Source organism: Kitasatospora sp. NPDC101176 (genome assembly GCF_044768035.1).
In the GTDB taxonomy this organism is placed as follows: Bacteria; Actinomycetota; Actinomycetes; order Streptomycetales; family Streptomycetaceae; genus Kitasatospora.
The window spans coordinates 1-13,273 of the sequence record NZ_JBIWPA010000022.1; the positions used below are offsets into that span (position 1 = coordinate 1).

The following is a 13,273-nucleotide window of genomic DNA, read 5'->3' on the forward strand; positions in this document are numbered from 1 at the left end:
GACCTGCGCAATCTGGCACAACGACCACACTGGTCAGCCCGTCATGCGCTCGCTGACCGCCTACGACCACTAACCCTTCGCATCATTCATCTAGGGGGCGGCTCCGGGTCGTCTCGGGGGCGGGACCGGGGTCGGACGCCCTTGACTTCCCCGCAACGCGATATATCGTCTTTAGAAGAGAACGCGATACATCGCGATCCACGACGGGAGGCGGCAGAGATGAGCCAGTGGACGGTCGACGGACCCGAGAGGATCACCCTCGACGAGGCGGTCCGCGCGCTGCACGTGCGGATCATCGACGGCACGGTGAACGTGGTGGCCGCCGAGGGCCCGGCCCGCCTGGAGGTCACCGAGCTCCAGGGCGAGCCGCTGCACGTGACGCTGGTGGACGGCGTCCTCACCGTCACCTACCAGGACATCAACAGCTGGAGCGAGTTCGGCGAGCGGCTGAAGAGCGTCGACGCGGTCAAGGGCCTCTTCAGCTCCTTCAAGCGCAAGCGGATCGCCGGCGTCACCCTCACCGTCCCGGCCGAGGCCGAGGTCAAGGTCGGCACCGTCTCGGCCGGCGTCACCGTCTCCGGGATCACCGGGCACGTCTCGGTGCAGAGCGCCAGCGGCGACACCACCCTCGCCGGGCTGACCGGCCGCACCGACGCCAACACCGTCACCGGCGACGTGGACGCCCAGTCGGTGGCCGGCCAGCTCAAGGTCAACACCGTCTCCGGGCAGCTCACCGTCGTCGCCGGCACGGCCGAGCGGGTGCAGGCCAACTCGGTCACCGGTGCCGTCACCCTGGACCTGGACGTCGCCAACCCGGCCGACGTCAAGGTCACCACCGTCTCCGGCCCGGTCGCGATCCGGATCCCCTCGCTGGCCGACGCCAAGGTCGAGGCCGGCTCCACCAGCGGCGACCTCTCCAGCACCTTCGACGGCCTCAAGGTGAGCAGCACCTGGGGCGCCAAGCGGCTGTCCGGCCAGCTCGGCGACGGCCGCGGCAGCCTCGCCGTCACCACCGTCTCCGGTGCCGTCACCGTGCTGCGCCGCCCCGACCCGGAGGACGACGCGCCGGCCGTCACCAAGGAGCTCCCGGCCGGCCCCGGCAAGCCCGACCTCACCAAGGAGGCCTGAGATGACCCCCGTGTTCGGCCACGGCCGGCTCCGGTTGTACCTGCTGAAGCTGCTGGACGAGGCGCCCCGGCACGGCTACGAGGTGATCCGCCTGCTGGAGGAGCGCTTCCAGGGCCTGTACGCCCCCTCCGCCGGGACGGTCTACCCGCGGCTCGCCAAGCTGGAGCAGGAGGGCCTGGTCGCCCACAGCACCGAGGGCGGCCGCAAGGTCTACCGGCTGAGCGACGCGGGACGCGCCGAGCTGGAGGCCCGCCAGGGCGAGCTGGACGAACTGGAGCTGGAGATCCGCGACTCGGTGGCCCAGCTCGCCGCCGGCGCGATCCGCGAGGACGTCCGGGACAGCGCCAAGGACCTGCGCGAGGAGCTCTGGCAGGCCGCCAAGCAGGCGCCCCGGCCGGACCGCTCCGAGAAGACCGACGGCGGGGACCCGTGGGCCGGGCCCTGGGGCGACAACGAGGCCTGGCAGCGCGCCAAGGAGGAGTTCGCCCAGTTCAAGCGGCAGGCCAAGGACCAGGCCAAGCGCGCCCGGGAGCAGGAGAAGGCCGCCAAGGCCAAGGCGAAGGCCGCGGAGGCGGAGGCCCGCCGGCTGCGCGAGCAGTCCAAGGCCGCCCGGACGGCCGCGCAGCAGGAGGCGCTGCGGATCAAGCGCCGGGTCGAGCAGCAGGTGCGCGAGCACGCCGCCAAGGGCGACTGGCCCACCGGCCTGGCCGAGGGCCTGTCCGAGCTGACCAAGGGCCTGTCCGGGCTGGCCGACGCGGCCCGCTGGGGCCACCCGGCCGACGAGTCGGCCGAGCGGGTCACCGTCACCCGGATCGACCTGGACGAGGACGCCGCTCCGACCGCCCCCGAGGACCTGCCGTCCTGGGCGCGCACCGACCCGGCTGGCGACCCGGCCCGCGAGCTGGAGCGACTGCTCGACCGCTTCCGCGACCAGGTCCGCGACGCGGCCCGGGACGGCGGCGTGGACGGCGACGCGCTGGCCGAGGCGAGCTCGGTGCTGGGCACGGCCGGCGAGCGGCTGAAGCGGCTGCTCGGCTGAGCCGGCCGCTCGGCCGCCGCGGACGGACCCGGGCCCGGCCCCTCTTCCCGAGGGCGCCGGGCCGGGCCGTGTCCGGGCCGCCAGGACGCCGGGCGGCCGGTGGGCCGGTGGGCCGGTGGGCCGGCCAGTCTGGGCGTCAGGGCGTCAGGGCGTCAGGGCGTCAGCACGATCTTGCCGAAGACGTCGCCCTTGGCGAGCCGCGCGAAGCCGTCCCGGGCCTCGGCCAGCGGCAACACCGAGTCGATCACCGGCCGGACGCCGGTGGTGGCGCAGAGCGAGAGCAGCCCGGCCAGCTCCTCCTTGGTGCCCATCGTCGAGCCGACCACCTTGAGCTCCAGGAAGAAGATCCGGTTCAGCTCGGTGGCGCTCGGGTTGGCGCCGGAGGTGGCACCCGAGATGACGATGGTGCCGCCCGGCCGCAGCGACTTCACCGAGTGCGACCAGGTCGCCGCGCCGACCGTCTCCATCACCGCGTCCACCCGCTCGGGCAGCCGGGCGCCGCTCTCGAAGGCGGCGTCGGCCCCGAGCTCCACGGCGCGCCCGCGCTTGGCCTCGTCCCGGCCGGTGACCCAGACCCGCAGCCCCGCGGCCTTGCCGAGGGCGATCAGCGCGGTCGAGACCCCGCCGCCGGCGCCCTGCACCAGGACGGTGTCGCCCGGGCGGACCCCGGCGTTGGTGAACAGCATGCGGTACGCCGTCAGCCAGGCGGTGGGCAGGCAGGCGGCCTGCTCGAAGGTCAGCCCGGCGGGCTTGGGCAGCAGGTTCCAGGTGGGGACGGCCACCTTCTGGGCGAAGGTGCCCTGGTAGCGCTCGGTCAGGATGGACCGGGGCTCGTCGGGGCCCACCCCGTGGCCGGACTGGCCGATCACCGAGTGCAGGACCACCTCGTTGCCGTGCTCGTCGACGCCGGCGGCGTCGCACCCGAGGATCATCGGCAGCTTCTCGGCGGGCAGGCCGACGCCGCGCAGCGACCACAGGTCGTGGTGGTTCAGGCTGGCGGCCCTGACCGTGACCACGCTCCAGCCGGGGCGGGCCTGCGGCTCGGGGAGTTCGCCCAACTCCAGTCCGCTCAGCGGGTCGGCGGCGTCGATACGTGCGGCGTAGGCAGCAAACATGTCCCGGACGATAGCGGCGACGGCCGGGGCCGGGAACCACGCACGGGTGTGACGCGCGTCCCGGCTTCGGCGGCCCCGCCCGAAGAGGCGGGGGAGCGCTCCCGGCGGACCGGTGCGCTCCCCCGGCCGCGTCAGATCCGGGCCACGCCCTCGGCGCGGGCGGCCTCGGCGACGGCCTTGGTGACCGCCGGGGCGACCCGCTCGTCGAACGGCGACGGGATGACCTTCTGCGGGGTCAGCTCGTCGGCGACGACACCGGCCAGCGCCTTGGCGGCGGCCAGCTTCATGCCCTCGGTGATCCGGCTGGCCCGCACCTGCAGGGCGCCGGCGAAGATGCCGGGGAAGGCCAGCACGTTGTTGATCTGGTTCGGGAAGTCGCTGCGCCCGGTGGCGACGACCGCCGCGTACTTGTGGGCCACCTCGGGGTGGATCTCCGGGTTGGGGTTGGCCATCGCGAAGACGAACGCGCCCTCGGCCATGGTCGCGACGACCTCCTCCGGCACGGTGCCGCCGGAGACGCCGATGAACACGTCGGCGCCGGCCAGCGCGTCGGCCAGCGAGCCCTTCTGCCCGGTGCGGTTGGTCTGCTCGGCGATCTCGGCCTTGACGTCGGTGAGGTCGCCGCGGCCCTCGTACACCACGCCCTTGCGGTCGCAGACCGCGACGTCGCCGATGCCGGCCGCGACCAGCATCTTCGCGATCGCGATGCCGGCCGCGCCCGCGCCGGAGATGACGGCCCGCAGCGAGCCGATCTCGCGGCCGGTCACCTTGGCCGCGTTCCACAGGGCGGCGGTGGTGACGATGGCGGTGCCGTGCTGGTCGTCATGGAAGATCGGGATGTCCAGGGCGTCCTGGAGGCGGCGCTCGATCTCGAAGCAGCGGGGGGCGGAGATGTCCTCCAGGTTGACGCCGCCGAAGGAGGGCGCCAGCCGGACCACGGTCTCGACGATCTCGTCGACCTCGGTGCAGGCGAGCGCGATCGGCACCGCGTCCACGCCGCCGAACTGCTTGAACAGGATGGCCTTGCCCTCCATCACGGGCAGGGAGGCCTCCGGGCCGATGTCGCCCAGACCCAGCACCGCGGTGCCGTCGGTGACCACGGCGACGGTGTTGGACTTCCAGGTGTAGTCGTTGACCAGCTCCGGCTGCTCGGCGATGGCCGTGCAGACGCGGGCGACACCGGGGGTGTAGGCGAGGGACAGGTCGTCCGCGTCGCGCACCGGGACGGTCGCCCGGATCTCCATCTTGCCGCCGCGGTGGAGCGCGAAGACCGCGTCGACCGGATCGTCGGTGTCCTGGGTGCTGCTGCTGATGATCTCCGCTGCCACGATGACCTCTTCGTCATTGTTCTGGCGAGGGTGCGCGGCCGACGGGCGGGACGACCCCTCCGGAAACCGGAAACCGGGTACGCCGAAGCGGACCCGGGGGGTGGGTCGGGGCGCTGCGTCGGGCGGCGCCCTCGGATGAGGGTTTATGGGTCTTGTCTGTCCGCGTTGTGCTTGCGGCCGAGCGTAGGTCGGACAAAGGCATCGCACCTATGCCTTTTCGTCCTCGTCACGTGCAGTTCATCGCCGAGCTGTCGCGTCACAGGGGCCCGGCGTCGGAAGCGACGGGCTCCGGCGGCGGCAACGGCGATGGCGCACGCGCACCCGCAGGAGTGAACGCAGACGCGAAGGGGAGCCGGTGTCCCGGATACGGAGCCACGTCGTGACTTCCGTTCCCGGACACCCCGAGCCTGTCGGGACTCGGCGGTCTGGTTCGAGCGTTCGGGGGTCACCCGGTACCGAATTCTGACACACCCGCCGCCGGGCCCGGCAGGGCGGGATGGCAGGATCGCTTGTCCGCCATTTCGCGTACACCCACGAGTCACCGTGGCGGCCGCACGTCACTCCCACAGGAGCCCCCTCATGCACCACCTCCCCCTCCCCCGCCGCCGCCAGGTCGCCGCCTGCGTCGCACTGGCCACCGCCGGAGCCCTGCTGCTGACCGGCTGCGACGACGGCGGGCAGGCCGCCGCGGCGAGCGATCCGGTCCAGGACATCCGCGGCAAGCTGCCGAAGGCGCAGCGCTCCGCCGGGGTGCTGCGGATCGGCATGGACGTCAACTACGCCCCGGTCGAGTTCCGCGGCTCGGACGGCAAGCCGGACGGCCTCGACCCGGACATAGCCAACGCGCTCGGCAAGATCCTGGACGTGCGGATCGAGATCGTCGACACCCCGTTCGACAAGCTGGTGCCCGGACTGCAGGCCAAGCAGTTCGACATGGCGATGTCCGCGATCAGCGACATCCGCAAGCGCCGCGAGGGCCTGGACGACAACGGCAAGCAGGTCAACCCCGGCGTCGACTTCGTGGACTACTTCATCGCGGGCACCTCGATCATCGTCCCGAAGGGCAACCCGAAGGGGATCCGGAACCTGGACGACCTGTGCGGCCGGACGGTCGCGCTGCAGCAGGGCACCACGCAGGACGAGATCATCACCCGCCAGGTGGCCGTCTGCGCCCGGACCGGGCGCCAGCTCACCACCCGCAAGTTCGACAGCGACGCCAAGGCGCTGGCCGAGGTGGCCTCCGGCGCGGCCGCGGCCGGCGTGAACGACTTCCCGGTGGCGGCCTACGCGGCGAAGACCACCGACGGCGGCAACCGCTTCGAGGTGACCGGCGGGCAGTCCACCTCCAACCCGTACGGGATCGCGCTGCGCAAGGACGACACCGCGTTGCGGGACGTGATGGCCAAGGCCGTCGACCAGCTGATCCGCAGCGGCGACTACGACAAGATCCTCGGGAAGTGGAACGTCAGCGCCGGCGCGGCGCAGAACGCGGTGGTCAACGGCGGCATCTGAGCCTCGGGCGGCGGGCCTCCGGGCCAGAAGCAGGGGGATCTGCATACTTATACGCAGGGTGACAGGGGCCCGGAATCGGTCCGAATAGCGGACGGTGTGAGCCCTCGTTATCCGATTTTGATCTGAATGAGGGCCACCTGACCGTCCTCAGATGGCAGGATTCCCCCCATCTCGGATCGAGCCGGCCACTGGTCGAGGCGGTTCGGTCAACGTCCACCTCGGCGGAGGGTGGCGGATGCAGTTCTTCGTACCACCCCGGGCGGTACCCCCCGCCCGGGCACTGCACGACCCGGCCCTGCACGTACGACGACGTACAGCGACATACACCCGTACAGCGCCGTACGGCCTGCTGCCCAGGTGTGCCGCCCCCGCGGCGCGCTCCGCCCGACCTCTCCCTCAGGAGGAGATCCCCCTCATGACCGCCCGTACCCAGCGCACCCGGCTCCTCGCCGCCGGCGCGGTTGCCGCCACCGTCTCCCTCGTCCTGACCGGCTGCGGCAGCAGCGGCTCGTCCTCCTCGGCCGGCAGCAGCGGCGCCAACGCGTCCGCCTCGGTCAAGGCGGTCACCGCCGACCCCGCCCTGGTCTCCCAGCTGCCGGCCGACGTGAAGTCCTCGGGCAAGATCGTCGTCGCGGCCGACGCCTCCTACGCGCCCAACGAGTTCCAGGACGCCTCGGGCAAGGTCATCGGCATGGACGTCGACCTGGCCAACGCCATCGGCCAGAAGCTCGGTCTCCAGGTCGAGGTCCAGAACTCCCCGTTCACCGCGATCATCCCGGGCATCCAGGCCAACAAGTTCCAGCTGGGCATGAGCTCCTTCACGGACAACAAGGACCGTGAGGCCACCGTCGACATGGTGACCTACTTCTCGGCGGGCACCAGCGCGGCGGTCAAGAAGGGCAACCCGGACAAGATCGACGCCAACGACCTCTGCGGCAAGAAGGTCGCCGTCCAGACCGGCACCACCCAGGCCGACCAGATCAAGGACGTCATCAACCCGGCGTGCGTCAAGGCCGGCAAGCCCCCGGTGCCCAACGACGGCGACAAGTTCGACCTGCAGACCGACGTGACCCAGGCCGTGGTCTCCGGCCGCGACCAGGTCATGCTGGCCGACTCCCCGGTCGTCGACTACGCCATCAAGCAGACCAACGGCCAGCTGGAGCAGCTCGGCACCGTCGAGGGCAAGGCCCCGTACGGCATCGTCCTGACCAAGGGCTCCGCGCTCGCCAAGCCCGTCCAGGGCGCCGTCCAGTCGCTGATGGACGACGGCACCTACAAGCAGATCCTCGAGAAGTGGGGCGTCCAGGCGGGCGCGATCACCCAGTCCCAGATCAACGGCGCCACCAGCTGACCCTCCGCCAGTTCCCCACCCCCCTGAGGCCACTGTGAACCATTCCGATCAGGGGACGGCGCACCCGGGACGGCCCGAAACCTTCAAGGCCGTCCCGGTCCGCCACCCCGGCCGGTGGGCCGGAGCCGTCGTCGTCGCGGTCCTCGCGGCCATGATGCTCCACGCCCTGATCTTCAATCCCGCCTTCCAGTGGGACGTCGTCAACACCTACCTCTTCGACTCCAGCATCCTGCACGGCCTGGGCGTCACCCTCGAACTGACCGCGCTGTCCATGGTGATGGGCGTCGCCGGCGGCATCATCCTCGCGGTGATGCGGCTGTCGCCGAACCCCCTGCTGTCCGGCACCGCGTGGTTCTACATCTGGGTCTTCCGCGGCACCCCCGTCCTGGTCCAGCTGGTCTTCTGGAACTTCATGGGCGCGCTCTGGCCCAAGCTGTCGATCGGCATCCCGTTCGGCCCGGAGTTCTGGTCCGAGTCGACCAACACGCTGATCCCGGTCTTCACCGCGGCGCTGCTCGGCCTCGGCCTCAACGAGGCCGCGTACATGGCGGAGATCGTCCGCGGCGGCATCCAGTCGGTGGACGAGGGGCAGACCGAGGCGGCCCACGCGCTCGGCATGAGCCGGTTCGCGACCATGCGCCGGATCGTCCTGCCGCAGGCCATGCGGGTGATCATCCCGCCGACCGGCAACGAGACCATCTCGATGCTCAAGACCACCTCGCTGGTCAGCGTCATCGCGCTGGAGGAGCTGTTCCGCGCCGGGCAGAACATCTACTCGCGCACCTTCCAGACCATCCCGCTGCTGATCACCGTCAGCCTCTGGTACCTCTTCCTGACCTCCGTGCTGACCGTCGGGCAGTACTACGTCGAGCGGTACTACGCTCGGGGTACCAGCAGGACGCTGCCGCCGACCCCGCTCCAGCGCGTGCGCGGCCTCTTCCGCGGCAAGCCCGCGCCGAAGACCGAGCACGACGTCGTCCCGGGGCTCGAGGGAGGTGGTCACGCATGACCGATCTGACCAAGCAGCCGCAGGACGCCGCACCGGGCGAGCCGATGGTCAAGGCCGAGGGCGTGCGCAAGTCGTACGGCCTGGTCGAGGTGCTCAAGGGCATCGACCTGGAGGTCAAGCCCCGCGAGGTGTTCTGCCTCATCGGCCCGTCGGGCTCCGGCAAGTCGACCTTCCTCCGGTGCATCAACCACCTGGAGAAGATCAACGGCGGACTGCTGTCCGTCGACGGCGAGCTGGTCGGCTACCGGCGCAAGGGCGACAAGCTCTACGAGCTCAAGGACCGCGAGGTCGCGCTCAAGCGGCGCGACATCGGCATGGTGTTCCAGCGCTTCAACCTGTTCCCGCACATGACCGCCATAGAGAACGTCATCGAGGCGCCGGTCCAGGTGAAGGGCGAGTCCAAGGCCGACGCCCGCGAGCGCGGGATGGCCCTGCTGGAGCGGGTCGGCCTGTCCGACAAGGCGAAGAACTACCCGTCGCAGCTCTCCGGCGGCCAGCAGCAGCGCGTGGCGATCGCCCGCGCACTTGCCATGAAACCGAAGCTGATGCTCTTCGACGAGCCCACCTCCGCGCTCGACCCGGAGCTGGTCGGCGAGGTGCTGGACGTCATGCGCGGGCTGGCCGAGGAGGGGATGACGATGATCGTCGTCACCCACGAGATGGGCTTCGCCCGCGAGGTCGGCGACGCGCTGGTGTTCATGGACGGCGGCGTCGTCGTCGAGTCCGGGACCCCCCGCGACGTGCTCACCGACCCGCAGCACGAACGCACCAGGGCCTTCCTCTCCAAGGTCCTGTAGATCCGTGCCGTCGGCGCCCGGCAGGCTGCTCCTGCCGGGCGCCGACGTTTTCCCCACTCGGGTAATAGGCTGGAAGCAGTCAGCCCGTTACCGACACTTCTGGAAGGACCGCCGTGGAGCTCGCCTCGTACGCCGACCTCGCCGTCCGGCTGGTGAACACCGAGGAGCCCGAGCGCGGAACCGACTCGCTGACCTCCGTCGAGGCCGTGCGCGAGCTGTTCTCCGACTCCTCGCGGGCCGCCGCGCTGGCCGACGAGTCCGACCTGCCCCGGCTGCGGGCGGTGCGGACCAGACTGCGCGGGGTCTTCGAGGCCGCCGCCGAGAACGACGAGGTCCGGGGCGTCGACCTGCTGAACAGCCTGCTGATGGAGTACCCCGTCAGCCCGCTGGTCTCCGGGCACGACTACCTGGACGACGCCGGCCGGCCCCGCTGGCACCTGCACCTCGCCGACAACTCGCCGACCGCCACCGCGCACTTCAGCGCCGTCGCCTGCATGGGCCTGGCCGTGCACCTGACCGAGCTGGGCGCCGACCGGCTCGGCATCTGCCAGGCCGCCCCCTGCCGCAACGCCTACCTGGACACCTCGACCAACCGCTCCCGCCGCTACTGCTCGGACCGCTGCGCGACCCGCGCCAACGTCGCCGCCTACCGGGCCCGCAAGCGCCAGGAGGCGGAGGCCGCGGCGCCGGGCAACAGGCCCTAGCGCGGCTGCGGCGGGCGGACGTCCTCCACCCAGAGGCCCAGCCGGCGGGCCAGGCCCGGGACGGCGGCCAGCCGGCCGCCGAGCAGCAGCCGCTCCAGCCGGCGGCCGGGCGCCAGCCAGGCCGGGCGCGGGCGCAACCGCAGCAGCACCCGGCCGAGCACCAGCTCGTCCGGCACCGGGCCGTAGCTGCGGCTGTCGCTGTCCACCGGCCGGTTGTCGGACAGCAGCCACCAGCCCGCCGGGCGGCGCTCGGCGGCCCGCTTGACCACCAGCAGGTCCTGCTGGAAGGGGTGCCGGAAGAGCACCACCGCGCCCGGGCGGATCGGCGCGCCGTAGCGCACCAGCAGCTGGTCGCCCTCGCGCAGGGTCGGGACCATCGAGGGCCCGGCCACGTCGACCAGCCCGAACGGCAGCGCGCCGCCGCCCCGGGCGCCGCCCCCGGCTTCCGCGCTCCGCGCCACGACTCCTCCTCCCGACCGAACGGTCCCAGTCTGCCGTACGGATCGTCACCCCGTTCGATGTCCGGATTACCCCGGTTCCGGGTCCGCCTTTTGCCCTAGGCCCACCGCCCGATCGCGAAACCCGCAGGGCGGAAGGGTAATCTCGGGCGCGGGAAGACGATCTAAGGAAGGACTCCCATGTTCTCTCGTCTGTTTGCACCGCGCGCCACCGCCCACGCCCACTGCGACCTGCCCTGCGGCGTGTACGACCCGGCGCAGGCCCGGATCGAGGCCGAGTCGGTCAAGGCCACCCAGGAGAAGTACCAGGCCAACGAGGACCCGCACTTCCGCGCCCGCGCCGTCATCATCAAGGAGCAGCGCGCCGAGGCCGTCAAGCACCACATCTCGGTGCTGTGGAGCGACTACTTCAAGGCCCCGCACTTCGAGAAGTACCCGCAGCTGCACGCGCTGATCAACGACACCCTGAAGGCCGCCTCGGCCGCCAAGGCGTCCACCGACCCGGCCACCGGCCAGGCCCTGCTGGACCTGATCGCCGAGGTCGACAAGATCTTCTGGGAGACCAAGCAGGCCTGAGCCTGACGCGTCGCCACCCGACCGCCCCCGTCCGCACCGCCGGACGGGGGCGGTCGTGCGTCCACGGCCGACCCGGCCGGGACCCACCCCGGTAAGGGTTGCCTAGCCTGAGTGGCTGTTATGCTGCCAGGGCGTCCGAGGGGGAAGTCCGGTGTGAGTCCGGCGCTGACCCGCAACGGTGAGCGCGGCCCGCACGGCCGCGCCAGCCCGATCGCCCCCGGCCGCTGACCTCCCGACAACTCGCCGTGGACTGCGAGGGGACGGCGCCGCACGGGCCCGCGCCCGCCCGGCGCCCGCCCCCGCGCGCCCGCGGCCCGAGGCAAGGCGCACAACCCCGGTGAACGAGCGCAGCGAACGGACCGTCAACAGGTGCGCGCGGGCCCACGCCCGTGTGCGGCCCGGCGGGGCCGGCACGTGAGCGGCGCCGCGGCCGCGCCGCCCGCCCGGCGGATACCCGCCCCGCCCCTCGCCCTCGGCCTGGCCGTCGCCCTGCTGCTCTCGCTGGTCTGCGGGGTCGCGCTGGGCGCCGCCGGCCTCGGCCCGGCCCGGGTGCTGCGGCTGCTCGCCGCCGGGCTGACGGGCGGTCGACTGGAGGCCGACGAGGCCGCCGCGTACGCCATCGTCTGGGAGATCCGGCTGCCGCGCACCGTGCTGGCCGCGGTGGTCGGCGCCGGGCTCGCCGCCACCGGGGTCGCCGTGCAGGCCCTGGTGCGCAACGCGCTGGCCGATCCGTTCGTGCTCGGGATCTCCTCCGGCGCGGCCGTCGGCGCCAACGCCGTCCTGCTGCTGGGCGCCTTCGCCTCGCTCGGGGTGTGGGCGATCTCGGCCTCCGCCTTCGGCACCGCGCTGCTCGCCATGGTGCTGGTCTACCTGGCCGCCCGGACCGCCCACGGACTCACCCCGCTGCGCCTGGTGCTCACCGGCACCGCGCTCTCCTACGGCTTCTCCGCCGCCACCGCGCTGATGGTCTTCGCCGCCGCCCGCGGCGAGGCCGCCCGGGACGCCATGATGTGGCTGCTCGGCAACCTCGGCGGCGCCACCTGGGGCTCCGTCCCGATCGTCGCCGCCACCGTGCTCGCCGGCCTGGTCCACCTGCACTGCTCCGCGGGCCGGCTGGACGCGCTCGCCATGGGTGACGAGACGGCCGCCTCGCTCGGCGTGGACCCGGACCGGCTGCGCCGCGAGCTGTTCGTGGTGACCGCCGCCGTCACCGGCACGGTGGTCGCGGTCAGCGGGGCGATCGGCTTCGTCGGGCTGATGGTCCCGCACCTGGCCCGGATGCTGGTCGGGGCCGGCCACCGCCGGGTGCTGCTGGTCGCGCCGGTGGCGGGTGCGCTGCTGCTGGTCTGGGTGGACATCGTCTCGCGGACCCTGCTGGCGCCCGCCGAACTGCCCGTCGGGGTCGGCACCGCGGTGCTCGGCGTGCCCTGCTTCCTGTTCCTGATGCGCCGCCGCGGCCACGCCCTCGGGGGGCGCTGATGGACCTCTCCCTCGACCGGGTCTCGGTCGACCTGGCCGGTGCCCGGCTGGTCCACGACGTCGTGCTGGAGGCCGCCGCCGGACAGGTGGTCGGTCTGGTCGGGCCGAACGGCAGCGGCAAGTCGACCCTGCTGCGCTGCGTCTACCGGGCGCTGCGGCCCGCCGCCGGGGCCGTCCTGCTGGACGGCGCCGAGCTGCACGCGCTCCCCGCCCGCGAGGCCGCCCGGCGGGTGGCCGCGCTGCCGCAGGAGCACTCCGCCGAGTTCGACTTCACCGTCGCCGAGGTGGTCGCGATGGGCCGGCTGCCGCACCGGAGCGGGCTGGGCGGGCCGGGCCCGGACGACCGCGCGCGCTGCGCCCGGGCGCTGCGCCGGGTCGGCGCCGAGCACCTGGCCGGACGGGGCTTCCCGAGCCTGTCCGGCGGCGAGAAGCAGCGGGTGCTGATCGCCCGCGCACTGGTCCAGGACCCGCGGCTGCTGGTGCTCGACGAACCCACCAACCATCTGGACATCGCCCACCAGTTGGACGTGCTGGCGCTGGTCCGGGAGGCCGGGCCTACGGTGCTCACCGCCCTGCACGACCTCAACCTGGCGGCCGGCCACTGCGACCTGCTGTACGTGCTGCGGGCCGGCCGGATCGTCGCCTCCGGGCCGCCCGCCGAGGTGCTCCGGCCCGACCTGCTGGCCGAGGTGTTCGGCGTCCGGGCCACCCCCGTCCGGCACCCGGTGACCGGCGCCCTCCATCTGCTCTTCGACCGTGTCCACCCCACCCGCTAGG

General features: G+C 72.6%; 13 protein-coding genes and 1 riboswitch. Of the genes, 10 read left to right on the top strand and 3 right to left on the bottom strand.

Going from position 1 to position 13,273, the window contains the following annotated elements:
• Positions 1-219 precede the first annotated feature (219 nt).
• Complete coding sequence (locus ACIRS1_RS26080) at positions 220-1,128, top strand: DUF4097 family beta strand repeat-containing protein (RefSeq protein WP_402844025.1); 909 nt, start codon at positions 220-222, stop codon at positions 1,126-1,128.
• A 1-nt stretch (position 1,129) separates the two neighbouring features.
• On the top strand, positions 1,130-2,167 hold the full coding sequence (locus tag ACIRS1_RS26085; RefSeq protein ID WP_402844028.1) for a helix-turn-helix transcriptional regulator: 1,038 nt from the start codon (positions 1,130-1,132) through the stop codon (positions 2,165-2,167).
• A 152-nt stretch (positions 2,168-2,319) separates the two neighbouring features.
• Here ACIRS1_RS26085 and ACIRS1_RS26090 read toward each other — a convergent pair whose 3' ends face one another.
• The gene (locus ACIRS1_RS26090; RefSeq protein ID WP_360204467.1) at positions 2,320-3,282 is read right to left on the bottom strand and encodes a zinc-binding dehydrogenase; all 963 of its coding nucleotides are present in this window, start codon (positions 3,280-3,282) and stop codon (positions 2,320-2,322) included.
• 131 nt (positions 3,283-3,413) lie between these two features.
• Positions 3,414-4,610, bottom strand: a complete 1,197-nt coding sequence (locus ACIRS1_RS26095) for an NADP-dependent malic enzyme (RefSeq protein ID WP_360204464.1) — start codon at positions 4,608-4,610, stop codon at positions 3,414-3,416.
• 579 nt (positions 4,611-5,189) lie between these two features.
• On the opposite strand from ACIRS1_RS26095, the gene ACIRS1_RS26100 reads away from it, so the two are divergent.
• The 5 genes from ACIRS1_RS26100 (at position 5,190) to ACIRS1_RS26120 (ending at position 9,983) form a co-directional block, all read left to right on the top strand.
• Positions 5,190-6,122: an ABC transporter substrate-binding protein gene (locus tag ACIRS1_RS26100; RefSeq protein WP_360204461.1), complete on the top strand. Its 933-nt coding sequence runs from the start codon at positions 5,190-5,192 to the stop codon at positions 6,120-6,122.
• A 415-nt stretch (positions 6,123-6,537) separates the two neighbouring features.
• Positions 6,538-7,473, top strand: a complete 936-nt coding sequence (locus tag ACIRS1_RS26105; RefSeq protein ID WP_402844032.1) for an ABC transporter substrate-binding protein — start codon at positions 6,538-6,540, stop codon at positions 7,471-7,473.
• A 34-nt stretch (positions 7,474-7,507) separates the two neighbouring features.
• Positions 7,508-8,482: an amino acid ABC transporter permease gene (locus tag ACIRS1_RS26110; RefSeq protein WP_360204454.1), complete on the top strand. Its 975-nt coding sequence runs from the start codon at positions 7,508-7,510 to the stop codon at positions 8,480-8,482.
• Between the two features lie 44 nt (positions 8,483-8,526).
• Entirely contained in the window at positions 8,527-9,279 is a 753-nt protein-coding gene (locus tag ACIRS1_RS26115; RefSeq protein WP_360204856.1) for an amino acid ABC transporter ATP-binding protein, read from the top strand.
• 113 nt (positions 9,280-9,392) lie between these two features.
• Positions 9,393-9,983 carry a CGNR zinc finger domain-containing protein gene (locus tag ACIRS1_RS26120; protein ID WP_402844035.1) on the top strand — a complete coding sequence of 197 codons (591 nt, stop codon included), beginning with the start codon at positions 9,393-9,395 and terminating at the stop codon, positions 9,981-9,983.
• Here the strand turns inward: ACIRS1_RS26120 and sodX are convergent.
• Positions 9,980-10,360, bottom strand: coding sequence for a nickel-type superoxide dismutase maturation protease (gene sodX, locus ACIRS1_RS26125; protein ID WP_402844222.1), 381 nt, complete (start codon positions 10,358-10,360; stop codon positions 9,980-9,982). The genes ACIRS1_RS26120 and sodX overlap by 4 nt on opposite strands.
• 261 nt (positions 10,361-10,621) lie before the next feature.
• Here sodX and sodN point away from each other — a divergent pair, with 261 nt between their 5' ends.
• From sodN to ACIRS1_RS26140, 3 genes are all read left to right on the top strand, one after another.
• Positions 10,622-11,017 (top strand): superoxide dismutase, Ni, encoded by a 396-nt coding sequence (gene sodN, locus ACIRS1_RS26130; RefSeq protein WP_360204447.1) that lies wholly within the window; start codon positions 10,622-10,624, stop codon positions 11,015-11,017.
• 98 nt (positions 11,018-11,115) lie between these two features.
• Positions 11,116-11,255, top strand: a riboswitch (cobalamin riboswitch).
• Positions 11,256-11,431: 176 nt separating this feature from the next.
• Positions 11,432-12,496, top strand: a complete 1,065-nt coding sequence (locus ACIRS1_RS26135; protein ID WP_360204445.1) for an iron ABC transporter permease — start codon at positions 11,432-11,434, stop codon at positions 12,494-12,496.
• Positions 12,496-13,272, top strand: coding sequence for an ABC transporter ATP-binding protein (locus tag ACIRS1_RS26140; RefSeq protein WP_402844038.1), 777 nt, complete (start codon positions 12,496-12,498; stop codon positions 13,270-13,272). The genes ACIRS1_RS26135 and ACIRS1_RS26140 overlap by 1 nt, the downstream gene beginning before the upstream one ends.
• Position 13,273: the final 1 nt, after the last annotated feature.